The sequence below is a fragment of the Rhodococcus sp. KBS0724 genome (genome assembly GCF_005938745.2).
Taxonomy (GTDB): Bacteria; Actinomycetota; Actinomycetes; order Mycobacteriales; family Mycobacteriaceae; genus Rhodococcus_F.
The window spans coordinates 5,174,813-5,198,954 of record NZ_VCBX02000001.1; the positions used below are offsets into that span (position 1 = coordinate 5,174,813).

Below are 24,142 nucleotides of genomic sequence, written 5' to 3' on the forward strand. Positions count from 1 at the left end.
GAAGACATGTCGCTCGGCACGGACTCACCCACAACGGCAGACGAGGAAATTCGAGAAATCGAGGCGGCGGCTCCCCCGACGCGATTTGCTCGGGGGTGGCATTGCCTCGGACTCAGCAAGACGTATCGCGACGGACAGCCACATCAGATCGATGCCTTCGGCACCAGCCTGGTTGTCTTCGCCGACAGTAAGGGCGACATCAAGATCCTCGACGCCTACTGCCGTCACATGGGCGGCAACCTGGCTCAGGGCACCGTCAAGGGCGATTCGATCGCATGTCCGTTCCACGACTGGCGTTGGGGCGGCAACGGAAAATGTACGGACATTCCGTACGCACGACGCGTGCCGCCGCTCGCCAAGACCCGCGCGTGGACAACGCTCGAGCGCAACGGCCAGCTGTTCGTCTGGAACGATCCTCAGGGCAATCCCCCACCTGCCGAGGTCACGATCCCCGAGATCGAGGGATTCGGCGGCAGTGAATGGACCGATTGGAGTTGGAACACACTCTCCATCGAGGGATCACATTGCCGCGAGATCGTGGACAACGTCGTGGACATGGCCCACTTCTTCTACATCCACTACTCGTTCCCCCGCTATTTCAAGAACATCTTCGAAGGTCACGTAGCCACCCAGTACATGGAATCGGTGGGGCGTGAGGACGTCATCAGCGGCACCAACTACGGCGATCCCAATGCTGTTCTCCGTTCCGATGCATCGTATTTCGGTCCGTCGTACATGATCGACTGGCTCAAGAGCGAAGCCAACGGACAGGTCATCGAGACGGTTCTGATCAACTGCCACTACCCGATCTCGAACAATGCGTTTGTGCTCCAGTACGGCGCGATGGTCAAGAAGCTTCCCGGTGTGAGCGACGAGGACATGACGGCCATGGCTGCTCAGTTCACGCAGGGCGTCGAGACGGGATTCCTTCAGGACGTGGAGATCTGGAAGAACAAGGCCCCCATCGACAATCCGCTTCTCTCCGAGGAAGACGGCCCGGTATATCAGTTGCGGCGCTGGTACAACCAGTTCTACACCGATGTCGAAAATGTCACCGAAGACATGACCAAGCGCTTCGAGTTCGAGATCGACACCACCCGAGCGGTGGCGAGCTGGAAGCAGGAAGTCGCCGAGAACGTAGCGGCCCGGGAAGCCCAGGCGCCTCAGACCACATCCTGACCAAGTCCTCACGACACACAGAACACACGACACAACCTAGGGTGACCATGAGTTACGAAGTGCTCGAGCAGATCAACTTGATGGCCGACGACATCTTCCAAGAAGGTATCGAGGCCGAGAGAATCGGACGGGTGGCAGACGAGACTGCCAAGAAGATGAAGGCCGCCGGGTCGATCCGGATGTTGCAGCCCAAGGAATACGGCGGCATGGAGGCGCATCCGCGCGAGTTCGCGGAAACCGTGATGCGGATGGCGTCGCTGAATCCGTCGGCCGGATGGGTCCACGGAATTGTCGGAGTCCACCCGTGGCAGTTGGCATTTGCCGATCCGAAGGTTCAGCAGGAAATCTGGGGTTCCGATCCGGATACCTGGATGGCCTCGCCGTACATGCCCGGCGGTATGTGCATTCCCACCGACGGTGGGTACAAGTTCTCGGGCCGCTGGCAGTTCTCCTCCGGCACCGACCATTGTGACTGGGCGTTCCTCGGCGCGATGGCCTGCGACAAGGACGGCAACATGGAGATGCCGCCCCGAATGCTGCACGTGATCATTCCGCGCACCGACTACGAAATCATCGAAGACTCGTGGGACGTCATGGGTTTGCGCGGCACGGGATCGAAAGATCTTGTGGTCAAGGACGCGTACGTTCCCGATTACCGCGTCATGGATTGCGACGAGGTCATCGACGGTACCGCTGTTCGCAAGTACGGACGCACGGAGACGCTGTACCTGATGCCGTGGTCGAACATGTTCCCACTCGGGATCACCGCCGCGACCATCGGTATCTGCGAGGGAATGCTGTTCCACGCCAACGAATACCAGGCTGATCGCATCAACGCCCAGGGCACCGCGATCAAGGATGATCCGTACACGCTCTTCGCCATCGGCCAGGCAACAGCCGATATTCGCGCGGCGCGAGACACGCTACTGGCCAACGTAGATCGCATGTGGGATCGCGTGGACGCCGGCAAGGAAGTGACGTTCGAACAGCGTGCCGAAGGGCGACAGACCCAGGTTCAGGCCGCGTGGCGCGCCATCAATGCCATCGATCAGGTCTACCCGCGCTGCGGCGGCAACGCCCTGCGCATGGACAAGCCATTGCAGCGCTTCTGGCGCGACGCCCATGCCGGTCAGCATCACGCAATCCACGTCCCCGGCACCGTATTCCACGCTGCCTCCCTCAGCCGCCTCGGCGCCGATCCGCAGGGCCCGCTGCGGGCGATGATCTGACCTAAGGAACAACACACGATGACGCACACCGACATCAAGGGACTTGGCTACGTCAAGATCTCCACCAACGACATGGAACGTTGGCGCACTTTTGCATTCGACGTTCTGGGCTTCGCCAAGGGCAGCGGACCGGACGAGAACGCGCTGTACCTGCGTCTCGACGAGCGTGCGGCCCGCATCGTTGTCGTCGAAGGCGAGCGCGACGAGATCGTCAGCATCGGTTGGGAGGTCGCCGATCGTAACGCACTACGACGCGTCCAGGCCGCACTCGAGAAGTTCGGCACCGAGGTCGAACAACTTCCCCTCGCCGAGGCCGACGCACGCCGAGTCGAAGAGGTCATCACCTTCACCGATCCCGGCGGCGCAACGGTGGAAGTCTTCCACGGCGCGATCCTCGATCACAGCCCGGTAGTGACACCGTTCGGTTCTCGCTTTGTCACGGGATCACAGGGCCTCGGCCACGTTGTGCTCCCGGTCATGGACAGCGCAGCGAGCTTCGATTTCTACACCGACGTTCTCGGTTTCTATCCGCGTGGCGCGTTCCGCCTGCCCGCGCCGCCGGAGTTCGGACCCCTGCGCATCCGCTTCCTCGGAGTCAACGAACGCCATCACAGCTTGGCACTGTGCCCCGCTCCGCACGGCGGCGCACCCGGTTTGATCCACATCATGGTCGAGGTGGACACCCTCGACGCCGTCGGGCAGGCTCTCGATCGGGTTGTGAAGGACGGTTTCTCGGTGTCCTCCACCCTGGGCCGGCACACGAACGACAAGATGGTCTCGTTCTACGTCCGGGCACCAGGCGGCTGGGACATCGAATTCGGCACCGAGGGAATGACGGTGGACCAGAACTCGTATTCGGCAGAGGAAATCACCGCCGACAGTTACTGGGGCCATGACTGGTCCGGCAGCGAGCCGCTGGCCGCGATGTAAGTTCGCCAGGCACCTGGCTTGAGTTTCACCGGAAGAGGGCTTGCGCACATGCGCAAGCCCTTTTCTTGTACCCGGGTTTCTTGTGCCCGGATGTCGCGGGCATGGGTGTGGGCTTCGCATCGGCTGGCTGGTGATGCGAAGCTCAGGCGCGGTATGTGCTTCCGGCAGGGCCTAATTCAGTCTCGGTGGACTGGTCCCTGGCGGGTGGTGGAGCGTCGGCGGCGTTGTTTCGGGTCGATCGCCGACGGTGGGATGAACCAGGGTTTGTGATCGGAGCCCATCTTGATTTCCCAGATTCCGCGGAACCCAGACGTGCTGTGCATCAACGTATGGTGGCCCCGACAGAGCAACACGAGGTTGTCCATCACCGTCAAACCGCCCGTCGACCACGGTTTTATATGGTGCGCGTCGCACCACGCCGGGACCGCATCGCAGTTCGGGAAGGCGCAGCCCTTGTCCCGGGCAATCAACGCGATACGTTGTTCGGCCGTGACGAGACGTTTGAGTGGAGTCGCATCCAGGGGTGCACCCTTGCCGTCCATCAGGACGGTGGAGAGCATGCAGTCGCACGCGAGCATCCGGGTTTTGCTCACACTCAGCGGACCCATCCACGGCATGTATCCGACATCCAGATCCTCCAACACAGACTCGTCGTCGACATCAGGCGCGTCATCGTCGACTCGCACGGTGGCGCATTCGCGATGCTCCGCAAGGTCTTTCGCGGTGATGTGCACATTCACATGCGGACGCTGACCACCATCCACACCGGTGACAGCATTGTCCAAATACCGGCGAATGAGTTCCGTGAACGCATCGGCGGTACGTTTCGCTGCCGACCGCGCATCCGGCGTCCCGTCCGCAGCCGGTTTCGGCATCGACAACCCCGACAGCGCAGACAACAACATTTCGCCGGTTAACGCATCGAAATCACCCTTGATGACCACCCGACCATTCAACGTCGGCGCGATCCGCAACACATTCAGATCATTATCCTCACCGGGCGGGGGCTCGTCGGATTCGAAAATCCGCTCCAAAACCGCAATCGCATACCGCACCTTGACAGTCGTAGCCTCTACCCCGGATGCGGCGGCAAGAAGGGTTTTCATACTTGGCATTAACGCGATGTCCGGCATCCCCTTCGGTGGAGACTCGCAGAACGCGGCGATCAACGCCGCATGATCGAGCGAAAGATCACCCGCCTCGAACTGCGCAGCAATATCCGGGAACACCCGCAGTGCAGCACCGAGAGCAGCGATCTTGTTACCGGCCGCATTCTGCAGCATCGTATTGGCCGCCAACCACCGACCCACACCCCGGTAACACAGCACCGGCTCATCTGAATTCAGGGCCAGCTCGTCGACCGCCGCCACTCGAATCGCTTCCAACCGAAGAATTTCCGCAGATGCACTGACAGCCACGTCCCGAACCTCAGCCGGACTCAGTTGCCACAACCTGCCACGCACACCCACAGCCGAACCGGCTACAACATCCCCCACCGCAATTGAATCGCTCACTATAGTCATCAGGCCTCCCCACCCTTGACCTAATTATACTCGAACACCCATTCGAATCAAGAGACATATCGGGCACATCCGCTGCCGAACCGTCGTGCACATGCACCGCAACCCCAGATGCAGGGACTTTCGTGATTCACTTCACAAATGGCGAGCCATATGACACTATTTCTAATTGAAATAGCCAGTTCACGGAATTTCATCGAAGAGGAGTGATGGACGCGATGACTATGGCACTGGAGTCCGAAGCGACGATTATGAAGCTGGAGTCTGTTGACCTGGGAGTTGACTCGACTCCCACTGCTGTTCTCGATCGCGTCTCACTTGTCCTCGACACCTTCGATGGTCCGGGCCGCCTGACGCTCGCTCAGATTGTTCGCCGCACCGGCCTTCCACGGTCGTCCGCCCATCGCTTGCTCGAGCGGCTTGTCTCGATGCGGTGGCTGCGACGCGACGGCCGTGACTACGAACTCGGGATGCGTCTGGTCGAGCTGGGCTCTCTCGCCGTCCACCAGGATCGCCTGCACACTGCGGCGTTGCCGCTTCTGCACGAGCTGTATCGCGTCACTGGTTTTGTTGTTCACCTCGGCATTCTCGACGGTCCAGATGTGGTGTACCTCGAGAAGATCGGTGGACGCCTGGCTGCCGCTGTCCCGACGCGCGTCGGAGAACGGCGTCATGCCCCCACAACCGCGCTCGGTCAGGCGCTGCTTGCTTTTGCCCCGCCCCACGCCGCGACACACCCCCACCCCGCGACGCATCCCCAGCTCACCCGGGTTCGCGAGGCTGGTGTGGCTTTCGAAAGTGGAACCGGGTTGGCCGGCTTCAGCTGTCTGGCCGCTCCGATCGGATTGCCGGGACAGGCCATTGCAGCGGTCTCGATTTGTGGCCCGACGAAGGCGTTGCGCAATGATCACATCAGCGCAGCGCCCGTCCGCATGGCTGCGTCCGCGATCTGGCGCGCCATCGACGGCGGATCACACAGCGTCACACCAACTTTGCAGCGCCGGCAGCTGCTGCGCAACCTGCCCACCGCTGCCCGGGCGTGACATGACAGATTGTCGTGAACAGCTCGATCCCGCCTCGCGCACCATGCTTGACACACTCAATGCCGGGTTCCCGGCGGTGGAGTTGATGGACGGTGCGCAGGCCCGCGCCGCTGTTGCCGCTCGCCGCCAGCCGGTCGAGAATCCCGAAGCTGTGGGCTCGGTGACAAATGTGGAAATTCCCGGCCCCGGCGGCCTGATTCCGGTTCGGATCTATCGGCCCGCGAAGACCCAATCCGATACTCCTGTCATCGTATTCGCGCACGGCGGCGGATTTGTCTTCTGCGATCTCGACAGCCACGACGGCATCTGCCGGGCGCTGTGCAACGGCGCCTCTGCGGTGGTGATGTCAGTCGACTACCGACTTGCACCCGAGCACCAGTCGCCGGCCGCCGCGGAAGACGTGTACGCGGCACTGCGCTGGGCAGCCGAGCACGCCGCGGAGTTCGGCGCCGATCCCGAACGGTTGATCGTTGCCGGGGACAGCGCCGGTGGGCATTTGGCTGCGGTGGCGTCGCTGATATCCCGTGATCGAGGCGGGCCGGCGGTGGCAGCGCAGGTCTTGATCTATCCCGTGATCGATGCCGATTTCGAGACGCCGTCGTATCGGGAGTTTGCCGAGGGCTGGTTCAACACGCGCGCTGCGATGACGTGGTACTGGGCGCAGTATTCACCGTCCGGGTTCTCCGAACTCGGACCGGAGGCAAAGGTCAGTGGCTTACCCACCACCATCCTGATCACTGCCGGCCGCGACCCTTTGTGCAGTGAGGGTGAGGATTTCGGGCGTCGACTCACCGACAGTGGTGTGCGCGTGATTCACCGCCACTACGAGCACATCTTCCACGGATTCATGACCATCGCGTCGCTCCCCATCACCACAGCGGCTCTGCAAACTCTCTACTCAGATATTGTGCTGGCTCTGGGTGAGTGAGACGACATGATCTTCGATGTTCTTCCATCGGCCGGGAGTCATCGGGAGCGGCGATCCCAGCCGGTCGCGTTCGGATACCTTCGCAAATTCTTCGGACGCCCGGTCGATATCGTCGAGTAACCCACGCGCAAGGTCGATTTCAGCACGGAAGTAGCGCACTGACCACCGCAAGGTCATGACGGGGTACGACCACGCAGGCTCGTTGTCTGCGTGGTCAGCGTGAAGTTCCGCGCGCCGCAGTTGCTCTTCGACATTGGCGATGTGAGCGCCGACGAGTGCCTTGAGTCGTGCGGGGTCGTTGAGATGCCCCATCCAGAGGCGAAGCATGACACCGTGTTTGAGCACTGGAACCTCTACAGGCGCTTCCCGCGACCACGTGCGCACTGCGTCGGTTCCGGATTCGGTGATCGCGTACAGGCGGCGGCCTCGCACACCGGGTTCGGACACGACACGCGATTCCACGAACCCGATTCCCTCGAGTTTCTTGAGCTCGGCGTACACCTGACTGATGGACGGGCTCCAGTAGAAGAACCCGACGCTCCAATCGGCCCATTTCTTGAGATCGTTGCCGGTCAGTTCCTCCCCGAACGTGAGCATCCCGAGGACCGCCCAACTTGTTGCGGGAAGTCCTCTGGATACATCTTCGGGTGCGGACACGGACGAAAGTCTAACAATCGGTGACCTGGTGTTGGTGCATCACAAACCCAGGTGCCCGCCCAGCGGGAGAGTTTCACGACTTGGCGGTCAAGGCTGCCGTTGTCATGTCGATGACGTTCGCTTGAAAATCTGCCGCAGAGAGAGGCAATCGGCGGCGTCCGGTCAGATCACGTGCCCGGACGGCAAGCATTGCGGTGGCAAGCAGAATCGCACCGCGCACTCGCTCGTCCACCACCGGAGCGGGCAGGTGACCGATGGATTCACGCAACACCTCGATGGAGCGCACGAGGCTGGGGTAGCTCGGCGGAACCTGGTCGATCTGCTCCGGTTCGAGTTGGTAGATGGTTTGGCCGAGAATGCGCAGGTATCTGCGGCCCGCTTCGCCGGCGAGCATCGCGCACAGCGGCACCACGATCAGTTCCACACATTCGCGCGGGGTAGCCGTTTCCGGCCAAGCTGCCAGCATCGCGGTTCGACGAGCCTCCAACTGCACCAGATACTTCTCGCGAATCGCTTGGAGTATGCCTTCGCGGGATCCGAAGTGATACCGCAATGCCGACGGATTGCGTTGGCCCGCACCCTGAACGATGTCACCGACCAGGGTCGCCTCGATCCCCTTCGTGGCAAAGAGTTCTTCTGCCACTTCGAGGAGTTTTTGTTTGGTCGAGAGCTCTCCCGTACTCATGGCGCTTAGTGTACCTTTCCGATTACTACTAATAAGGAGTATTAATGAGTCCTCTGAGATCGATGACCCCGGCCAAGTTCGGGTCCCTACTCTTTGCTGCAACTACGGTGCTGGCAACAGGATTCGGAAGCAGCACCGGCAGTATCGGCAGCGCCGGTGGAAGCCTCGACCCCGACACATCCGTCTACGCCGACACAGGGTGGGTTACTCTGCACGGCGATTCGGGCAATCGCCGCCAACAACTCGGCGTCGAACCAGCGCAGAGTTACACCCGGTGGACAGCTCTGCAAGGCGCGTCGATTCTCACCGCTCCCACGATGCTGCCCAACGGAAACCTGGCCATCACCACCGGCAAGGCCGAGGGCAACTCCAACCTCCACGTTCTCGACAAGTTCGGCACCGTCGTCTGGGAGACCCCGGCCTGGACCGGCAAGAACGGCGTCGACTCGGCCGCGATCATCTCCTCCCCCATCATCGACAAAGACGGCAATATCTTTGTCAGCGACGCAGATCAACTGTGGTCGTACACCAGCGACGGCGTGCTGCGCTGGGTCATCGACCTCCCCGCAGCGCCAAGCCCCAACCCCTTCGCCGACGGATCACGGGCGATCAACCCCTTTGTCACAGCGGCTTTCACGAAGGACGGCGCGGTTTTCGGCACCACCGTGTTCGGGCAGGTGATTGTCGCGGACCGGGCCACCGGCGAGCTGCGCGCACCCGTGTTCCAGCTCCCCGGCTCAATAGCCAAGCGGCACACAAAAACTCCGATGTCCCCGAACATGTGGGCCGGTGGAATGATGGACCCGGCGATCAAAGATCCCATTTTCCAGATCATCATGGGCGGCATAGTCCAGAGCGCGAACACTCCGGCCGTGGACTCGGTGACCGGACGCGTCTACGTCGCGGCAACTGACAAGGAAGAGGACAAGGGCGCGCTCTACGGCCTCGATGTCGTCCCGCCGAAGAACGGTGCCCCCGGCTCGATTTCCATTGCGTTCGCGGCGCAGATGGGCCCTGGCAGCGGTTCGAGCCCCGTTATCTCACCCGACGGAAAAACCGTCTACACGTGTGACGACGAAGGACTCCTCTATGCGTTCGACGCCGCGTCCGGCAAGGAACTCTGGAATGCACCGTCGGGCGCTGCTGCTGCCGCAGTGGCCGTCGACGCCCGAGGATCGATCTACGCACTCACCAATCCCGGTGTCCTCTCCGCATACAGTGCCGCCGGCGCAAAGCTCTGGGACGCCGATCTCAGCGAGCTGACCAATGCGACGCTCCCGGTCAGCGACGTGTACGGCGCACCCGTCGTGCGTGGCAACGGCAACCCGACGGTCGTGAACGGCTCGATTCTGATCGAAGTCTTCTACGGCTACGACGTCCCGATTCAGGGCTACCCCGTCTCGGTGCCGGTGAAGTCCGCCATCGTCGACATCGATCCGGTCACCGGAAAGGGAATGCGCAACATCGGCTTCGCCACCGATACCACCGAAGGGATCCTGGCCGTCACTCCCGACGGGCGAATCTTCTCGACCTTGGGCGTCATGACGTCGACGGCCGTTGCGCCACTCGCGCCGATGATCAACCCGACGCTGCCAGACGGACTCGAATTGATCGCACCGTCCGGCGGACTCGACGGTTTCATCCCGAACAAGTAGAGCAGGCACCTTCTACTCAGCGGGAGTGCCGAGGCCACCAGGGAAGGTGCGATCCCCGACAGGGGCGTGTTCGCGGCCATTGAGTGGGACTGGCGCTGGATTACGTCGTCAATGCCCCACATCGTAGGGACCGACACCCTGTTTGCAGAGCTTTGATCGAGGAGAAACACATGTCCGTAGAAAATGCCGCACCGTCGGCGCTGGACGGGCGCACACTGCGCGACGTGATGAGCAACTTCTGCACCGGCGTCACAGTGATCACAGCCCATGACGGTGAGTCCCCACTCGGATTCACGTGCCAGTCCTTGGTCTCGGTCTCTCTCGATCCGCCGTTGCTCTCCTTCTGCCCGGCCAAGACGTCGACGAGTTGGCCGAAGCTGCGCGAAGCGGGGTCCATCTGCATCAACGTTCTTGCGCACGATCAGAAGGACATGTGCTCGGCTTTCGCTCGCGGCGGCACTGACAAGTTCAGTGGCGTCGACTGGGAAGCTGGCACCAACGGCGCGCCTGCCCTCGACGGCGCTCTGGCCCGGATCGAAGCAACCATCGAAAACGAGCACGATGCCGGCGATCACACCATCGTCATTGCGCGCATCACGGATCTGACCGTGCTGCGCCACGACGGCCCGCTGCTCTTCTACCGTGGCGGTTTCGGTCGCTTCGACGCGTAACCAGCCAGGCGTTTCGAACTCAGGCGTCCCGCTGCGTGGGAGAGATCACCGATAGTGGCGATCACAAGCGATAGCGTCCGGTGAAGTCGGCACCCACGGCCGACTTCACCGGGACACAACTGATCGGATTACGTCGATGACCACTATCGAAACTGATACCACCGCCGCGATCACAGCGACCGTCACCGCGTACCTCGACGCGGTTTCTCGCGGATCGAGCGCAGACATCGCTGCCCTGTACGCCGAAAACGGGACTCTCGAGGATCCTGTGGGCAGCACACCGGTCACCGGCCGCGAGGCTATTGCCGCATTCTTCGGCGCTCTCGAGGGTCGCACGCAGGAAATCGAACTCCTGACCCTGCGTGTCAGTGGTTCCAGTGCAGCGTTCCATTTCCGCGTCGTCACACCGATGGGTGACAAGATCTACGAGGTCTCCCCCATCGACGTGATGACCTTCGACGAGAACGCCAAGATCACCAGTACGCGCGCATTCTGGGCGCCGTCGGACATGATCGCACGCTGATGCGCCAGGTCAGCTGCCGTCATTGCGGTAACCGGGTACTCATCGAGAAGTACAGCAACGCGCACACCAGCGTGCAATGGCTCGAGGATTCCGCTCAGGTGTGCCCGGAACTGGCGCGCCCATCCGACAACCAGTACACGCAGCGTTCGTGCTCGTCGTTGCGTGAGACCATCAACGACCTTGCCGACGCCGGTGCCGTCGAAATGAGCGAGCGCAGCTACCCCGTTCCCGGTTCCCTGTACTGAGCCGGACTTCTCTCGCTCACTGGGAAGCTGCATGTACGACGCAATTCGGTCGCCCTAGCTTTGTGACATGGATAACACTGTCGACGTTATTGTCATCGGTTCGGGAGCTGCTGGATCGGCTGCAGCATTGCAAGCGCACGCTGACGGCGCATCGGTGGTGATCGTGGAGAAGAGTGGACCTGACACCGCCGGCGGTAACACTCGTCTGTCCGGCGGTGGATGGTTCGTCAACCAGGATCCCGCTGCCGCCCGGACGTTCCTGCGCTCCTTGAACGGATCGTTCCCCGTCGCCGACGACGTGATCGACGCGTGGGCCGAGAACACACACGGGCTCTCGGACTGGCTGCGCGATCTGGATGCGCCGGTGTCGATGACCGGCCAGTTCCATTCCACCGCGGAGTACACCGAACTCGACGGAAGTTCCTGCTACGCAGGGATGGACACGATCGGCGGAGCAATGGGCAATGAACTGCTCTACCGATTTCTCGTCTCCGCGCTCGCGGAACGCGGCATTACAACGCTCTTCGACACCGAAGCGACCACACTCCTGACGGACGAGTCCGGAGCGGTGATCGGAGTCGAAACCGTTTCGGGTGGAATCACTTCGCAGATCCAGGCGCGTCGGGGTGTCATCCTCGCCACCGGCGGCTTCGAGGCAAACCCGGCCATGGTCCGCGACTACCTACGCCTCGAGAACCCGAAAATCTGGGGATCACCGTCGGCAACCGGCGACGGTCATCGCATGGCGCAGGCGGTCGGCGCCGATCTGTGGCACATGAACAACATGATGACCATCACCGGAATCTCCGGCGACGCAGACGACCCGTCCGGGCACTACCTCGCATTGTGGAACGCACACAACTATGTGTTCCTCAGCCAGGAGGGACGCCGATTCACCGACGAGTCGGCCGAGATGCGCCACGGGCATGTGTTCAAAGAGGGTTCCTACCAACATTTTCCGGTGCGAGCGATGAACATCGTGTTCGACGAGACCATGCGGTTGGCCGGGCCGCTGAGCCCCGGCCGCGACGTACTGCCCGTCGGACGTCTGGTTCTCGACGAGGACTACGAGTGGAGCGCAGACAACCAAGCCGAGATCGACAAGGGATGGATCGTCAAGGCGGACACACTGGCTGAACTCGCCGACAAGCTGGGCCTGGATCCCGCCGTCGTCGAAACGAGTGTGCGACGCTACAACGAGGCCTGTGCCGACGGGATCGACGATTCGTTCGGCCGTGCCCCGGAGACCTTGGCTCCAGTGACTGTTGCTCCGTTCTACGCCGTCTCCGGTCCACCGCTGCTGGGGTGGAGCAACGGCGGACCGCGCCGCGACGGGCACTCCCGTGTCCTCGACACCGCCGGTAATCCGATTGCCGGGCTCTATGCGGCAGGCGCTGTCAGCTCCACGTACAGCGCAGCCAAAGACGGTGGATTCCACATCGCCGACGCCCTCGCGTTCGGTCGCGTTGCCGGTGCCCATGCAGCGACCCGGGCCGCCGCAGACGCCTGAGTTACGAGCGGGCGGCCTTGACCGCGTCGAAAAACGCGATCACGGCCGCTTCGTCGTCCGGTGGAACCGTCAGCGAAGCACGCGCGCCTGCGACGGCGATGGAGTCGTCGGCAAGCCGGTTACCGATCGTGAGTTTCAGGCCGGACTTGGTCGGCTTTGCCTTCACCCCAATGTGTTCGACGTGCCAGCGGCATACTTCGCTGGTACTCGCTGCGGTCCGATCGAATACCTCGACGGTGCGATGGTCGAGCACCAGGATGATGTTCGTGCCGACTGTCACTTCGAGATAGCGTCGTTCCGTCACGGTGTGCGCCTTTCGGTTGGGTGAAACCGACGCTACACACCTCACCCTCTCAGCGAGACGAGCTACCCGCATCCACGGGCAGTGCGACGGACGTGATGTAGCGGGCCTCGTCGGAGGAGAGGAAGAGGGCGGCGTTTGCCACATCCACCGGCTCGATCCACGGTATCGCCAGCATGTTCATCGTCATCGCGGCTTCGGCGAACTCTTCGCGAGTCGGATTCTCCAGATCGGGGCGAAACTTGCTGCTCACCGCGGGGTTCTGAATCATCGGTGTGTCGACGTTGGTGGGATGCACCGTATTGACCCGCACGTTGTACGGCGCCAATTCCTTTGCCAGTGACCGCATCAAGCCCACAACACCGTGTTTGGCTGCCGTGTAGTGCGCAACTCCGACGAGCCCTCTGAGGCCGGCGATGGAACTGGTGAGCGTCATCGATCCCCCACCCCGCTCGATCAGATGCGGCGCTGCGACGGAAGTGGTGTGCCACACGCCGGTCAGGTTCACATCCAGCATCGTCTGCCACCTGTCTTCCGACATTGTCAGAGCCCCGTCCGAGGACGTGATACCCGCTGTTGCGCAGACGATGTCGAGTCCGCCGAGTGTTCCGACTGCCGAATCGACGGCACTACGCAGCGCCTCGAGATCACGAACATCCACCACTGCCGACTCGATCCGCCGTCCCAGCGCCCGAACCTGTGCGACGGTATCCGCGAGATCGGCTTCCGTCGACGGTGGCGTGAGCGTGGTGTCCACCGCACTGCACACGTCGATCGCGATGATGTCTGCGCCCTCTTCGGCAAAACGCACGGCTTGGGCCCGCCCGATTCCCCGTGCCGCACCGGTGACCAGTGCGATCTTTCCCTCTAGTCTCATCGGTTCACACCTTCTGGGTCAGGCCGGCGTCGACCACCAACTGACAGCCGGTCATGTAACGGGACTCCGCGGACGCGAGAAACAGAACAGCGTTACTCACGTCCACCGGATCTACCCACGGCACGGGCAACAAGTTTCGGGCACTCAGGACGGCTGCTGCGTCGGATTCAGTGGGATTCTCGATGTCGGGGCACAGGTTCGCGAAAACCCGTTCGTTGATGATCATCGGTGTCCGCACCGAGCCCGGGTGCACCGAGTTGACGCGAATACTCTGCGCTCCCAACTCATTGGCCAGTGTTCGTGCCAGACCGACGACGGCATGCTTGGCGGAGCTGTAATGACTCGCTCCGGCAATGCCTTTGATTCCTGCCGTCGAACTGACAAGAACAACAGACCCGCCGTCGCCGAAGTGCGGAACACACGCTTTCACGGTGTGCCAGGTTCCGGTCAGATTGACGTCGAGACAGCGATTCCACACGGACGGATCGATGGTCCACGAAGGTCCAGGTGTGTCGTAGACGCCTGCGTTGGCAACAACGACGTCCAACCCGCCGAGTTCGGCGACGCAATCCGCCACCACCCTGTCGAGTTCCTCGAAGTCGCAGATGTCAGCAGTGCCCGTGACCGCCGCGCCGCCGAGATCGCGCACGGCCGAGGCAGTTTCGTCGAGCCCGGTTGCTGCCACGTCCAACGCGATCACCGACGCACCCTCTTCTGCCAGCCGAATGCAGTGTGCGCGGCCCATGCCGCCGGCCGCACCGGTCACGAGCACGCGCATGCCCTCAAGCCGCCTCATGCGTGGACCGCACTGTTCAGCTGGAAACCTCGGTACCCCTGTGCCGCAACGTCGGAACAGATGTCGCTGTAAACGCCGAACCCGCCGATGAACGGCATGAATATCCGCGGCTTACCGGGAATGTTTGCGCCCATGTACCAGGAGTTCGCCGAAGTGAACAGCGTGGCCGATGCTCGGCGTGAGCACTCGTCGATCCACCCGTCGACCGCCTCGACGCTCGGCTCGATGGTGGTGAGATCATTCGCGTCGAGATGCGCAATCGCGTCCGCAATCCAGTCGACGTGCTGTTCTGCCGCGAGGATCATGTTGGTCAGAACACTCGGGCTGCCCGGTCCGGTCACGACAAACAGGTTCGGGAAGCCGTTGATCCCCAGTCCCAGATAGGTTCTCGGCCCGGCTTGCCAGTTCTCCCGCAAGGTTTCCCCGCCGCGCCCACGGATGTCGATCCGATCGAGCGCACCGGTCATCGCGTCGAAGCCGGTGGCAAACACGAGCGCATCCAGGTCGTAGTGAGATTCGGTGGTCTTGATTCCGGCGGCATCGATCGACTCGATCGGAGCCTTCTTCAGATCGACCAAGCTGACGTTGTCCCGGTTGTACGTCTGGTAGTAGTTCGTGTCCGTCACAATGCGTTTGGTACCGATGGGATGATCGTTCGGGATCAGGACGTCCGCAATCGACTGGTCTTCCACCACGGAACGGATCTTGGTCTCGGCGAACGTGCGAGCCGTGTCGTTGGCTTCGAGGTTGCTGGTCTGATCGGCGAACGTCTTGCCGAACAGCACACCACCGAGACGCCATCGTTCCTCGTACGCTGCAGTCCGCTCGTCTTCGGCTACCTCCAGCGCGCTTCGTGGGTCCGCGACGAACGGTGAACCGCCGCCGCTGCGCTTGCTGAGCGCACGACGCTCGGCATAGTTTGCCTTGATTTCGGCACGGCGCGTGTCGTCGAGAGGTGTGTTTCCCGCCGGGACACTGTAATTCGCTGATCGCTGGAAGACGTACAGGTGCTCGGCCTGCTCGGCGATCAACGGCACGGACTGAATTCCCGACGATCCGGTACCGATGACGCCAACACGTTTTCCAGTGAAGTCGACGCCTTCATGCGGCCAGAATCCGGTGTGAAAAACGTCTCCCGCGAAGGAGTCTCGACCTTCGATGTTCGGCATGTTCGCCGTCGAGAGACTGCCGGTGGCGCACACGACGAACCGGGACGTGACATCGCGCCCATCGTTTGTCTGCACTCGCCAGAGCGCTGTTCCCTCGTCGAAATGCGCGCTGCTCACGCGGGTGTCGAAGGTGAAACCACTGCGCAGATCGAACCGATCGGCTACGTGATCCAGGTAGGCGAGGATCTCGGGCTGCGTAGCATACTTTTCACTCCAGTCCCAATCCTGTTGCAGTTCTTCGGAAAAGGAAAAGGAGTAGTCGAAGCTCTCGACGTCACACCGAGCCCCCGGGTAGCGGTTGAAGTACCACGTACCACCCACTCCGGAGCCGGCTTCAAAGCCATGGACGCGCAACCCCTGCTTGCGGAGTCGATACATGGCGTACAAACCTGCGACGCCGGCGCCGATGACTACGGCGTCGAGTGGTGCGGCGTCGAGTGGTGCGGTGGAGATATCAGGATCGGTCATGGTGGAAACGCTACGAGTCGAACCAGGGCGCCGGGAACAGACTCTCCCGGTGGATGGACAGTCGTGATCGCGCCCGTCTGCCTGTTTCAATCACGTTGAGAGTTGATGACCCTGCAATTACACCTGGGGAAACGGACAAACCGGTCTCCTACTATTCGGGTGCCCCAACAGCCCCGTATTTCGAAGAAGGTCTTTGTGAAGTCCGTTCCACGCAAGGTTTTGATACCTGCACTTTCCGCAGCATTTTCTGTTGCAGTCGTAATGTCAACCGCAGCCGGTGCCGGGGCTGCGCCAATCAACTTCCCCACCACCGGATCTGCCTTTCTCGATACCGGCTCCCTGAGCGGAAGCACGGATCCCGCCCTAGCAGAGCGAATCAACGCGGCATTTGCCGCACACGGCATTCCCGGAGCGCAGGTCGTCTACACGGATGCCAAGGGACGCCAAGAGTTCAACTACGGTGTCGCGAGCAACGAGACCGGTAACGCCGTCACATCGGATACCGTCTTCGAGGCCGCCTCGCTGACCAAGGTGGTGGCGTCGTACGTCGTCCTCCAACTGGTGGACGAGGGTGTCATCGACCTCGATCTGCCCCTATCCGAGTATTTTGAGTACCCGCGCATCGCAGCCGATCCCGCAGCCCACAAGATCACCGCCAGAATGGCGCTGACGCACACCACCGGCCTACCCAACTGGGCGACCGGCCCCTCGAGTGCCGAATTCGAGACCACCCCGGTCAGTACTACTTTCGAACCCGGAACCCAGTGGTCGTACTCGGGTGAAGGTTTCTACTACCTTCAGAAGACCGTCGAGTCGCTCACCGGAAAACCGTTTGCGGACCTTGCCTCGGAACGCGTCTTCCAGCGCTTCGGAATGACAAGTAGTGACTTGCTGACCAGACCGGCTTTCGACGCCGTCACCGCTGTCGGCCATACCGCCGACGGCACCGCAAAGGCCGTTCGCAATTTCCCCCGGGCAAACGTCGCGTACACCTTGCGGACGACGGCCGGCGACTACTCGAAGTTCCTGCGCGGCGCACTTCTCGCTGGCGAAGGACTCGAACCTGCTACTCGGGACATGATGTTCACCGCTGCCGGCAGCGCTGACCACGGCGGCAGCAACAAAGACGCGATCGCCCACATCAAGTGGGGCCTCGGCATCGGTCTGCAGGAAAACGAACTCGGGAAGGCCATCTGGCACTGGGGCGACAACGGCGCGTTCAAAGCCTTCTTCATCGCCTACCCCGAGACGGGTCGCAGTGTTGTGATCATGACAAACAGCGAAAGTGGACTCGAAACGGTCAACGACGTCGTTCACGAGTTCTTCGGTCCCATGACGATGTACGCCACGGACTGGATCAAGGAAGCCGAGTAACCGGCCGGCCAACCAAACCCTCAACACAAAACTGCGGCCCGGCATCACCACGATGTCGGGCCGCAGCCTTTATGCGCGTTCGACCAACACGCAGCGCGCTCCGCTGAAGATAGTCGGCATGCATTTGTTGCAGTGGATGCACAGCGACCGGGTATCGGATTCTGCCGCAATCCGATTCACCAGGTCCGGTTCGCGAAGCAAGGCGCGGGCCATCGCGACAAACTCGAAGCCCTCTGCCATCGCGGTGTCCATACCGGCCTTGTCCGTGACTCCGCCGAGTAGCACCAACGGCAACTTCACCGCGGCACGGATCTGCCGAGCCTCTTCCAGCATGAACAGCGGCTGGTACGGATACGCATGCAACATGCTCTTTCCCACCAACTGCACACCCAGCCGAACCGGTTGCGGCATCGCGGCTGCGAACTCACGGATCGGCGCATCACCTTTGAACAGGTACATCGGATTGAGCAGCGAACTACCCATCGTCAATTCCAACGCGTCGACGCTGCCGGACGCCTCGAGCCACTGAGCCACCTGGATTGCTTCGTCCACCCAGAACCCGCCTGGCACACCGTCGTCCATGTTCAGCTTCGCCAGGATCGCGATCTTCCCGCCGACGGCATCGCGCACACTGCGCGCCGTCTCGAGGACAACGCGAGCCCTGTTCTCCAGCGATCCACCGTAGGAGTCCTTGCGACGGTTCAGTTTCGGGCTCAGAAACGAGCTCGCAAAGTAGTTGTGACCGAAATGGATCTCGACGGCGTCGAATCCTGCCTCGACTGCAAGTTGTGCGGCAGTGCCATGTGCCGCAGCAATTCTGGTGATGTCCGCGGTGGTGGCGGTGCGAATCATCCTCATGCTCAGCGGGTTGAAGGAACTCGATGGTGCCAGAGCGGGCAGCCCGGTCGACTTCTGGTTCGCCACCGGACCGGCGTGCCCGAGCTGGGCGGACGCTGCCGCACCTTCGGCGTGAATGGCATCGGTGAGACGACGCAGTCCGGGCAGTGCATCCGGCCGCATCCACAGCTGCCCGTATTCGGTACGGCCCTCCGGTGCGACGGCGCAATACGCAACGGTGGACATCCCGACTCCGCCCGCTGCGGGGCGGCGATGAAACTCGATCAGCTCGTCGGTCACCAGTGCGTCGGGGGTCTTGCCTTCGAAGGTCGCGGACTTGATGATCCGGTTTCGCACAGTCACCGGGCCGAGCTTGGCCAGAGCGAGCACGTCGGGAGCAGTCGTCATCAAGTTACCTCTCGCAGAAGTGTGTTCGACGACGGTAGATCCGTGGTGGATCGTTGGCCACAGCTTGTGCCACGGAGCGGGAGACAACTTCAGCCCGGCCGAGGTGGCCGGGCTGAAGTCTGGTGTCACCGCAGTTCAGACGCGTCCGAAGTACGCGTCCTTGAGCACGGCCAGGTCGTCGATGTCCTTGGCGTCGGCGTCGAGAACCACCTTGCCGATGTCGAGGACCGTCACATGATCGGCGACGCTCATCGCCGCTTCAACGGCCTGCTCCACCAGCAGGACCGCAAGCCCGGTTTCCTTGAGTAGCTGCACGCGGTCCATCACCTCGCCGACAATCACGGGAGCGAGCCCACCGGAAGGTTCGTCGAGCAGCAGCAACCGAGGCTGCGCCATCAAAGCTGCACCGATCGCGAGCATCTGCTGCTGACCACCGGACATGGAACCAGCCGGCAGCGAGCGCTTCTCCCCCAGGATCGGGAACATCTCGTACATGGACTCGACGGACTCCATGAGTTCGCTGCGCTTCACCTTGCGGGTGTAGCCACCGAGCAGCAGGTTCTGTTCGACGGTCTGCTTGTGGAAGACCCGCTTGCCTTCCTGCACATAAGCCATTCCCTGACGCACCCGCTTGTGTGCGGGAACTCCGGTGATGTCGGCGCCGTCCATCTCGACGGTCCCCGACGCCACTTTGTTAAGTCCGGACAGAGCGCGAAGCGTGCTCGTCTTGCCGGCTCCGTTGCGTCCGAGCAGGGCTGTCACCTGGCCGGGATAGACGTCGAACGACACATCCCAGACGACCCGCAGATCGCCGTATCCGGTTTGCAGGTTCCGGACCTTGAGAATCGGTTCCATCACTTCACCTCGCTGGTTTGATGGTCTACCGCGCCGATTTCTTCGAGAAGCGCTTCTTCGTCACCGGACTTCACTCCGAGGTACTCACTGAGCACTCGTGGGTGATGTTCGATCGTCGCGGCATCACCGGTAGCGATCACCTGTCCTTGCGCCAGCACGACAATCTCGTCCGCCAGTGAGAGGACGAGCCGGAAGTTGTGCTCCACCAACACCACTGTGGCACCGGCATCGCGCAGTACCCGGATCAGATCTGCCAGGCGCTCGAGTTCGTCCTCGTCGAGTCCGGATGCTACTTCGTCGAAGAGGACCACTCTCGGTTCGGCGATGACGGCGCGGGCGACTTCGAGCATACGACGCATACCCAGGGGCAGCGACGTCGCAATCTCGTTGCGCAGGTGCGACATACCGACCAACTCGAGAACACGCTCCGCTTCGGCGATGTCGGCCTTCGCGATCTTGCGGAAGCTCGGCAACCGCAGGACCGCCGACGCCATGGACGCGCGGTGTACCGAATACCGTCCGGAGGCAACAGCTTCCAGAACCGTGATGTTCTCCGGAATCGTCGGGGTCTGGAACGTGCGCGCCACACCGACACGCGCCACCTTGTCCGGCGACGACTGCGAGACCACCGTGTCACCGATAGTGATCACACCCGCGTCCGCGGTGTAGAACCCGCAGATCATGTTGAGCATGGTCGTCTTGCCCGAACCGTTGGGGCCGATCAACGCGGTAACCTTGCCGGCTTCAGCGCTCAGGGTTGCCGCATTGAGTGCCTGGTTGCCACCGAAGGCCTTGGACACTCCGTCGACCACCAACCGTGCACCCGCGATGGGCGGCAGTTCGACTGTGCCACTGCTGTTCTCTTTCGCAGCTACGACGCCGATACCGGCCCTGCGATCGAGTTTCGACACCAGTGACCGACCGACCTTCGTCAAGCCGCCCGAGAGCAGGACACCGCCGATGATCAGGAATCCGCCGTAGAAGATCAGCGAATACTCCTGGAACGCCGTCGACTGGTTGGGGCCGAGCTGCATGATCGCGGCACCGACAACGGCGCCGTACACACTTGCCGCGCCGCCCAGAATCGACGCCGCCAGAACTGCTGTGGCAAACGTGAACCCGAAGGCTTCCGGCGAGATGAACAGGTCGGTGTTGGCGAACAGCGCACCCGCCAGGCCGGCCGGGAACGCGCCGATTGCGTAGCCGAGCAGCTTCATCCGGAACACAGACACACCTTGCGAGGACGCCAGAACCGGCGACTGCTTGAGCGTGCGGAACGCGATGCCGTGGCGTGAGACCACCAGGTTGCGCATCACTGCGAACCAGAGGACGGTGACGACGACAACCACCATGTAGTACTGCTGTGTGTCGAGTTCGGACCCGAACAGCGTCGGGGGTTCCATACCGGTGAGGCCGTTACGCCCACCGGTCTTGCCGCCGAAGATCGCCAGTACGTCCGGCACGAGCAGGACCAGGAAGAACGACGTCATGGCCAGGGACCAATTGCCCAGGCGCAGACCGGGAACACCGGTCAGGACGCCGACGGCAAGAGCCACCGCTCCGGACGCGGCCAGTTGCACCAGGATGTCGGTGTGACCGGCCTGCGACATCAGACCAGCGGTGTAGGCACCCGCCGCGTACATCGCGGCCTGGCCGAGGGCCAGTTCACCGGCAAAGCCGAGGCTCAGGTTGAGTCCGCTGACCACCAGGGCCAGGATGCAGGCCAATTGAATTTGCCGCGACGTCGACAGGTCGAGCCCGAGGACGGGCAGCAGCAAGATCACCCCGGCGAGGATCAGTGGGATGATCCAGCTGGGAATGGAACGGAAGGTCCGCCAAGCATTTACCACGTCACACCACCCGTTCTCGGACGTTGCCGAACAGTCCTGCCGGTTTGACCATCAAGATGATGATCAGCACGGTGAAGACGGCGATATTGCTGTACTGGCTGCCTGCCCACAGGGCGGTGAACGATTCCACCAGACCCACGGTCAGTCCGCCGATCAATGCGCCGGGCAGAGAGCCGAATCCTCCGATCGCCAGGGCAACGAAACCCTTGAGCGCCAGTGCGGCACCCAAGGTCGCGACCGCAAACGTCTTGGGACCGACCAAGAGTCCGAGGACTCCGGCCAGGGCACCGGAGAACGCAAAGGCTCCCAGTGCCAACCGTCGTACGTTGACTCCACGCAGCATCGCCGCTTCACGGTCTTCGGAGATACCGATCAGAGCCAGACCTGTCATCGTCTTCTTCGAGACGTAGCTCAATCCGATGACCAGGGCGATCGCGGAAACCAGCAGAGCGATCTCGACCGGGTAGGTACGGCCGCCGAGCAGGGTGATGGGATCGTTCGACCCGAAGAACGGAACCGTGAGAGGCTCACTGCCCCAGATCAACTGCGTCGCACCGTTGAGCAGGGTTGCAACACCGAGTGTCGTCACCAATTGATTCTGATGATCGGCCACCGGCCTGATCGCGACTATCTCCTCCACCGCGGCCAACAGCATCACCGTCACGGTGGCCATGACAGCCACCACGAGAACGGGAAGTTTCAGAGTGACCAACCCGGTGTAGGCGACAAACGTGCCCACCATCATCAGCTGAGCTTGAGCGAAGTTGAACGTGTTGGAGGAAACAAAAACGATGTTGTATCCGATGGCAACCAGCACGTAGACCGCGCCGAGTGCCAACCCGGACCACAGAATTGTCATGAGGCGGCCGGGTTTCCGAACTGGCCGTTGAGAATCTTCGTGGGGCTGATGAACTGCAGCTCACTGGTGTTCGGGTTCGGGCCATGGCTGTCGGCACTGAAGTTGTAGCGTGACAGGAACGCCGTCTTGGCGTTCTTCTGAACCTCTTCCGTCTCGAGCGCTTCGGCGAGCTTCTTCGGATCGGTCGAGCTGCCGACCTTCTCGGCAGCAGCCGCAACCAGCGGGAAGGCGTCGTAGTTGTCGGCGAGGATCAGCGTCGACGGAATCGAACCCATCGATGCCATCGTGTTCACCATCGTGTTGACGAGTTCGTTGTTCGGATCGAACACCGTGCTGGTGAACACCTGCGTCACCAGGTTCTTGACCTGGGGAGTTCCCAGCACGCCGGTCGGCGGATCGTTGGCGATGAGGTTCGTGGCGGACACCGACGTGTTACCGATCAACGGCACCTCCCAGCCGAGGCGCTCGAGACTCTGCAGGACATAACCGAGCGGTGCGCCGTACGCATCCAGAGCAATTGCCGCGGCGCCGGCGTTCTTGAGTGACTGCAACTGCGCCGTCATGTCCAGGGCCGTAGCGTCGTACTCTTCGTTGCCGGCAGCCGCTACCCCGACCTTGCCGAGCGCCTTGGTCATCTCTTCGCCGAACAGTTCACCGTATGCAGTGCTGCCGTGGAGAACTCCGACGCTGTTGTAGCCCTTGGTCTTCACGTACTCGGAAATTCCGCGGGCAGTATCCGTCGCGCCGGGCGCGAGGTCGAAGTTGAGCGGGAATTTTGTCGGATCCGTCGAATCCGGTGCGGGAGAGAGACTCAGCGACAAAATGTTGTTCTGCTTGAGGATCGGAAGAACTGCGGCACCGATGGACGACGGACCCGAGTTGAGGTAGAGATCCGGCTTGTTGCCGGAGTTGATGGCCTCGCGCAGTTTGGTGACGGCAATGGTTGCGTCACCTGCGTCCTCCACCGTCGTCAATTCGATCTGACGACCGCCGATACCACCGGCGGCGTTTTGAACCTGGACACCGGCCTTCGTGGCGAGTGACGCCGTCTGCGAGTTTGCAGCAAGAGCACCCTGGCCACTGAGACCGCCTGTCAGCAGCACTCGGTACGGCGCGTCGGCACCGCCTTCCGACTCGGTAGAACCACTGCAACCCGACAAAGTCAGAGCTGCCGTCGCAGCTACTGCCGCCACGAGAATGGGCCGACGTTTCATGTCTGTACTCCTAGAACACATGTATGCCGAACATCAGGCGAATACCTGATGCGGAAGATAAGGCCAGGCCAATGGACACGCCCCGTTTCGGGCATCAGCCGACCAAGCACTCGCTCGATAATCTAGCAAGCGGTTGCTTGGGATGGAAGCATAGGATGTGATCTGGATAACGTCAAACGGGTTCGGCGCTCACGTGCCGAGGCGGACGGTATGCACATTCGAGCCGCCCGGACAGATCGATTCCCACTGGGCGGAACAATTCGAAATCGCCGTGAAAAAGGCAGCAAAACGGCCCGGTGGCCTTCCCGAATCCTGTGATTCGACAAGGCCACCGGGCCGTAAAGATTTTCAGCGCAGGG

General features: G+C 61.9%; 23 protein-coding genes. 11 read left to right on the forward strand and 12 right to left on the reverse strand.

Annotated features, from left to right (window positions below; translation table 11 throughout):
- The first annotated feature begins 6 nt into the window (after positions 1-6).
- The 3 genes from FFI94_RS23875 to bphC are packed head-to-tail and all read left to right on the forward strand — an operon-like array spanning position 7 to position 3,338.
- Positions 7-1,179: a Rieske 2Fe-2S domain-containing protein gene (locus FFI94_RS23875; protein ID WP_138873373.1), complete on the forward strand. Its 1,173-nt coding sequence runs from the start codon at positions 7-9 to the stop codon at positions 1,177-1,179.
- Between the two features lie 47 nt (positions 1,180-1,226).
- Positions 1,227-2,408, forward strand: a complete 1,182-nt coding sequence (locus tag FFI94_RS23880) for an acyl-CoA dehydrogenase family protein (RefSeq protein WP_138869991.1) — start codon at positions 1,227-1,229, stop codon at positions 2,406-2,408.
- Positions 2,409-2,426: 18 nt separating this feature from the next.
- Positions 2,427-3,338 carry a biphenyl-2,3-diol 1,2-dioxygenase gene (gene bphC, locus FFI94_RS23885; RefSeq protein WP_138869992.1) on the forward strand — a complete coding sequence of 304 codons (912 nt, stop codon included), beginning with the start codon at positions 2,427-2,429 and terminating at the stop codon, positions 3,336-3,338.
- Positions 3,339-3,514: 176 nt separating this feature from the next.
- On the opposite strand, the gene FFI94_RS23890 is transcribed toward bphC, so the two are convergent.
- Positions 3,515-4,861 carry an HNH endonuclease signature motif containing protein gene (locus FFI94_RS23890; protein ID WP_138869993.1) on the reverse strand — a complete coding sequence of 449 codons (1,347 nt, stop codon included), beginning with the start codon at positions 4,859-4,861 and terminating at the stop codon, positions 3,515-3,517.
- 215 nt (positions 4,862-5,076) lie between these two features.
- Between FFI94_RS23890 and FFI94_RS23895 the strand changes: the two genes are divergently transcribed.
- On the forward strand, positions 5,077-5,901 hold the full coding sequence (locus tag FFI94_RS23895) for an IclR family transcriptional regulator (RefSeq protein ID WP_397495486.1): 825 nt from the start codon (positions 5,077-5,079) through the stop codon (positions 5,899-5,901).
- 43 nt (positions 5,902-5,944) lie between these two features.
- The gene (locus tag FFI94_RS23900; protein ID WP_260684266.1) at positions 5,945-6,829 is read left to right on the forward strand and encodes an alpha/beta hydrolase; all 885 of its coding nucleotides are present in this window, start codon (positions 5,945-5,947) and stop codon (positions 6,827-6,829) included.
- Here the strand turns inward: FFI94_RS23900 and FFI94_RS23905 are convergent.
- Together FFI94_RS23905 and FFI94_RS23910 are read right to left on the reverse strand one after the other, a co-directional pair.
- On the reverse strand, positions 6,800-7,486 hold the full coding sequence (locus FFI94_RS23905) for a PadR family transcriptional regulator (RefSeq protein ID WP_138869995.1): 687 nt from the start codon (positions 7,484-7,486) through the stop codon (positions 6,800-6,802). The two genes, FFI94_RS23900 and FFI94_RS23905, sit on opposite strands and share 30 nt — an antisense overlap.
- Before the next feature lie 73 nt (positions 7,487-7,559).
- Complete coding sequence (locus tag FFI94_RS23910; protein WP_138869996.1) at positions 7,560-8,171, reverse strand: TetR/AcrR family transcriptional regulator; 612 nt, start codon at positions 8,169-8,171, stop codon at positions 7,560-7,562.
- A 44-nt stretch (positions 8,172-8,215) separates the two neighbouring features.
- Between FFI94_RS23910 and FFI94_RS23915 the strand changes: the two genes are divergently transcribed.
- From FFI94_RS23915 to FFI94_RS23935, 5 genes are all read left to right on the forward strand, one after another.
- Positions 8,216-9,826, forward strand: a complete 1,611-nt coding sequence (locus FFI94_RS23915) for a PQQ-binding-like beta-propeller repeat protein (RefSeq protein ID WP_138869997.1) — start codon at positions 8,216-8,218, stop codon at positions 9,824-9,826.
- Between the two features lie 170 nt (positions 9,827-9,996).
- Complete coding sequence (locus tag FFI94_RS23920) at positions 9,997-10,497, forward strand: flavin reductase family protein (protein WP_138869998.1); 501 nt, start codon at positions 9,997-9,999, stop codon at positions 10,495-10,497.
- Positions 10,498-10,633: 136 nt separating this feature from the next.
- Positions 10,634-11,020, forward strand: a complete 387-nt coding sequence (locus FFI94_RS23925; protein WP_138869999.1) for a nuclear transport factor 2 family protein — start codon at positions 10,634-10,636, stop codon at positions 11,018-11,020.
- Entirely contained in the window at positions 11,020-11,265 is a 246-nt protein-coding gene (locus tag FFI94_RS23930) for a hypothetical protein (RefSeq protein WP_138870000.1), read from the forward strand. The genes FFI94_RS23925 and FFI94_RS23930 overlap by 1 nt, the downstream gene beginning before the upstream one ends.
- A 67-nt stretch (positions 11,266-11,332) precedes the next feature.
- On the forward strand, positions 11,333-12,775 hold the full coding sequence (locus FFI94_RS23935) for an FAD-dependent oxidoreductase (RefSeq protein ID WP_138870001.1): 1,443 nt from the start codon (positions 11,333-11,335) through the stop codon (positions 12,773-12,775).
- A gap of 1 nt (position 12,776) precedes the next feature.
- Here FFI94_RS23935 and FFI94_RS23940 read toward each other — a convergent pair whose 3' ends face one another.
- From FFI94_RS23940 to FFI94_RS23955, 4 genes are read right to left on the reverse strand one after another with little or no spacing between them, the layout of a single operon-like run.
- Positions 12,777-13,079 carry a hypothetical protein gene (locus tag FFI94_RS23940; RefSeq protein ID WP_138870002.1) on the reverse strand — a complete coding sequence of 101 codons (303 nt, stop codon included), beginning with the start codon at positions 13,077-13,079 and terminating at the stop codon, positions 12,777-12,779.
- Positions 13,080-13,128: 49 nt separating this feature from the next.
- Positions 13,129-13,953, reverse strand: a complete 825-nt coding sequence (locus FFI94_RS23945) for a mycofactocin-coupled SDR family oxidoreductase (RefSeq protein ID WP_138870003.1) — start codon at positions 13,951-13,953, stop codon at positions 13,129-13,131.
- 4 nt (positions 13,954-13,957) lie between these two features.
- Positions 13,958-14,749, reverse strand: a complete 792-nt coding sequence (locus FFI94_RS23950; RefSeq protein ID WP_138870004.1) for a mycofactocin-coupled SDR family oxidoreductase — start codon at positions 14,747-14,749, stop codon at positions 13,958-13,960.
- Positions 14,746-16,386 (reverse strand): NAD(P)/FAD-dependent oxidoreductase, encoded by a 1,641-nt coding sequence (locus tag FFI94_RS23955; protein ID WP_138870005.1) that lies wholly within the window; start codon positions 16,384-16,386, stop codon positions 14,746-14,748. The genes FFI94_RS23950 and FFI94_RS23955 overlap by 4 nt, the downstream gene beginning before the upstream one ends.
- Before the next feature lie 261 nt (positions 16,387-16,647).
- On the opposite strand from FFI94_RS23955, the gene FFI94_RS23960 reads away from it, so the two are divergent.
- Positions 16,648-17,760 carry a serine hydrolase gene (locus tag FFI94_RS23960; RefSeq protein WP_260684267.1) on the forward strand — a complete coding sequence of 371 codons (1,113 nt, stop codon included), beginning with the start codon at positions 16,648-16,650 and terminating at the stop codon, positions 17,758-17,760.
- Positions 17,761-17,829: 69 nt separating this feature from the next.
- Here FFI94_RS23960 and FFI94_RS23965 read toward each other — a convergent pair whose 3' ends face one another.
- The 5 genes from FFI94_RS23965 to FFI94_RS23985 all read right to left on the reverse strand — a co-directional run bounded on the left by FFI94_RS23965 (position 17,830) and on the right by FFI94_RS23985 (position 23,783).
- Positions 17,830-19,005: an NADH:flavin oxidoreductase gene (locus tag FFI94_RS23965; RefSeq protein WP_138870007.1), complete on the reverse strand. Its 1,176-nt coding sequence runs from the start codon at positions 19,003-19,005 to the stop codon at positions 17,830-17,832.
- A 135-nt stretch (positions 19,006-19,140) separates the two neighbouring features.
- A complete protein-coding gene (locus FFI94_RS23970; protein WP_138870008.1) occupies positions 19,141-19,860 on the reverse strand; it encodes an ABC transporter ATP-binding protein in 720 nt (239 codons plus the stop codon).
- Positions 19,860-21,710, reverse strand: a complete 1,851-nt coding sequence (locus tag FFI94_RS23975) for an ABC transporter permease subunit (RefSeq protein WP_138870009.1) — start codon at positions 21,708-21,710, stop codon at positions 19,860-19,862. Before FFI94_RS23975 ends, FFI94_RS23970 begins: the two co-directional genes overlap by 1 nt.
- A gap of 1 nt (position 21,711) precedes the next feature.
- On the reverse strand, positions 21,712-22,569 hold the full coding sequence (locus tag FFI94_RS23980; RefSeq protein WP_138870010.1) for a branched-chain amino acid ABC transporter permease: 858 nt from the start codon (positions 22,567-22,569) through the stop codon (positions 21,712-21,714).
- Complete coding sequence (locus tag FFI94_RS23985; protein ID WP_138870011.1) at positions 22,566-23,783, reverse strand: ABC transporter substrate-binding protein; 1,218 nt, start codon at positions 23,781-23,783, stop codon at positions 22,566-22,568. Before FFI94_RS23985 ends, FFI94_RS23980 begins: the two co-directional genes overlap by 4 nt.
- Positions 23,784-24,142: the final 359 nt, after the last annotated feature.

Excerpts from the sequence above, each read along its gene's own strand:
- FFI94_RS23875 (WP_138873373.1), top strand. The coding sequence starts at position 7 with ATGTCGCTCGGCACGGACTCACCCACAACGGCAGACGAGGAAATTCGA.
- FFI94_RS23880 (WP_138869991.1), top strand. The coding sequence starts at position 1,227 with ATGAGTTACGAAGTGCTCGAGCAGATCAACTTGATGGCCGACGACATC.
- bphC (WP_138869992.1), top strand. The coding sequence starts at position 2,427 with ATGACGCACACCGACATCAAGGGACTTGGCTACGTCAAGATCTCCACC.
- FFI94_RS23890 (WP_138869993.1), bottom strand. The coding sequence starts at position 4,861 with ATGACTATAGTGAGCGATTCAATTGCGGTGGGGGATGTTGTAGCCGGT.
- FFI94_RS23895 (WP_397495486.1), top strand. The coding sequence starts at position 5,077 with ATGACTATGGCACTGGAGTCCGAAGCGACGATTATGAAGCTGGAGTCT.
- FFI94_RS23900 (WP_260684266.1), top strand. The coding sequence starts at position 5,945 with ATGCTTGACACACTCAATGCCGGGTTCCCGGCGGTGGAGTTGATGGAC.
- FFI94_RS23910 (WP_138869996.1), bottom strand. The coding sequence starts at position 8,171 with ATGAGTACGGGAGAGCTCTCGACCAAACAAAAACTCCTCGAAGTGGCA.
- FFI94_RS23915 (WP_138869997.1), top strand. The coding sequence starts at position 8,216 with ATGAGTCCTCTGAGATCGATGACCCCGGCCAAGTTCGGGTCCCTACTC.
- FFI94_RS23920 (WP_138869998.1), top strand. The coding sequence starts at position 9,997 with ATGTCCGTAGAAAATGCCGCACCGTCGGCGCTGGACGGGCGCACACTG.
- FFI94_RS23925 (WP_138869999.1), top strand. The coding sequence starts at position 10,634 with ATGACCACTATCGAAACTGATACCACCGCCGCGATCACAGCGACCGTC.
- FFI94_RS23930 (WP_138870000.1), top strand. The coding sequence starts at position 11,020 with ATGCGCCAGGTCAGCTGCCGTCATTGCGGTAACCGGGTACTCATCGAG.
- FFI94_RS23935 (WP_138870001.1), top strand. The coding sequence starts at position 11,333 with ATGGATAACACTGTCGACGTTATTGTCATCGGTTCGGGAGCTGCTGGA.
- FFI94_RS23945 (WP_138870003.1), bottom strand. The coding sequence starts at position 13,953 with ATGAGACTAGAGGGAAAGATCGCACTGGTCACCGGTGCGGCACGGGGA.
- FFI94_RS23950 (WP_138870004.1), bottom strand. The coding sequence starts at position 14,749 with ATGAGGCGGCTTGAGGGCATGCGCGTGCTCGTGACCGGTGCGGCCGGC.
- FFI94_RS23955 (WP_138870005.1), bottom strand. The coding sequence starts at position 16,386 with ATGACCGATCCTGATATCTCCACCGCACCACTCGACGCCGCACCACTC.
- FFI94_RS23960 (WP_260684267.1), top strand. The coding sequence starts at position 16,648 with ATGTCAACCGCAGCCGGTGCCGGGGCTGCGCCAATCAACTTCCCCACC.
- FFI94_RS23965 (WP_138870007.1), bottom strand. The coding sequence starts at position 19,005 with ATGACGACTGCTCCCGACGTGCTCGCTCTGGCCAAGCTCGGCCCGGTG.
- FFI94_RS23970 (WP_138870008.1), bottom strand. The coding sequence starts at position 19,860 with ATGGAACCGATTCTCAAGGTCCGGAACCTGCAAACCGGATACGGCGAT.
- FFI94_RS23980 (WP_138870010.1), bottom strand. The coding sequence starts at position 22,569 with ATGACAATTCTGTGGTCCGGGTTGGCACTCGGCGCGGTCTACGTGCTG.
- FFI94_RS23985 (WP_138870011.1), bottom strand. The coding sequence starts at position 23,783 with ATGAAACGTCGGCCCATTCTCGTGGCGGCAGTAGCTGCGACGGCAGCT.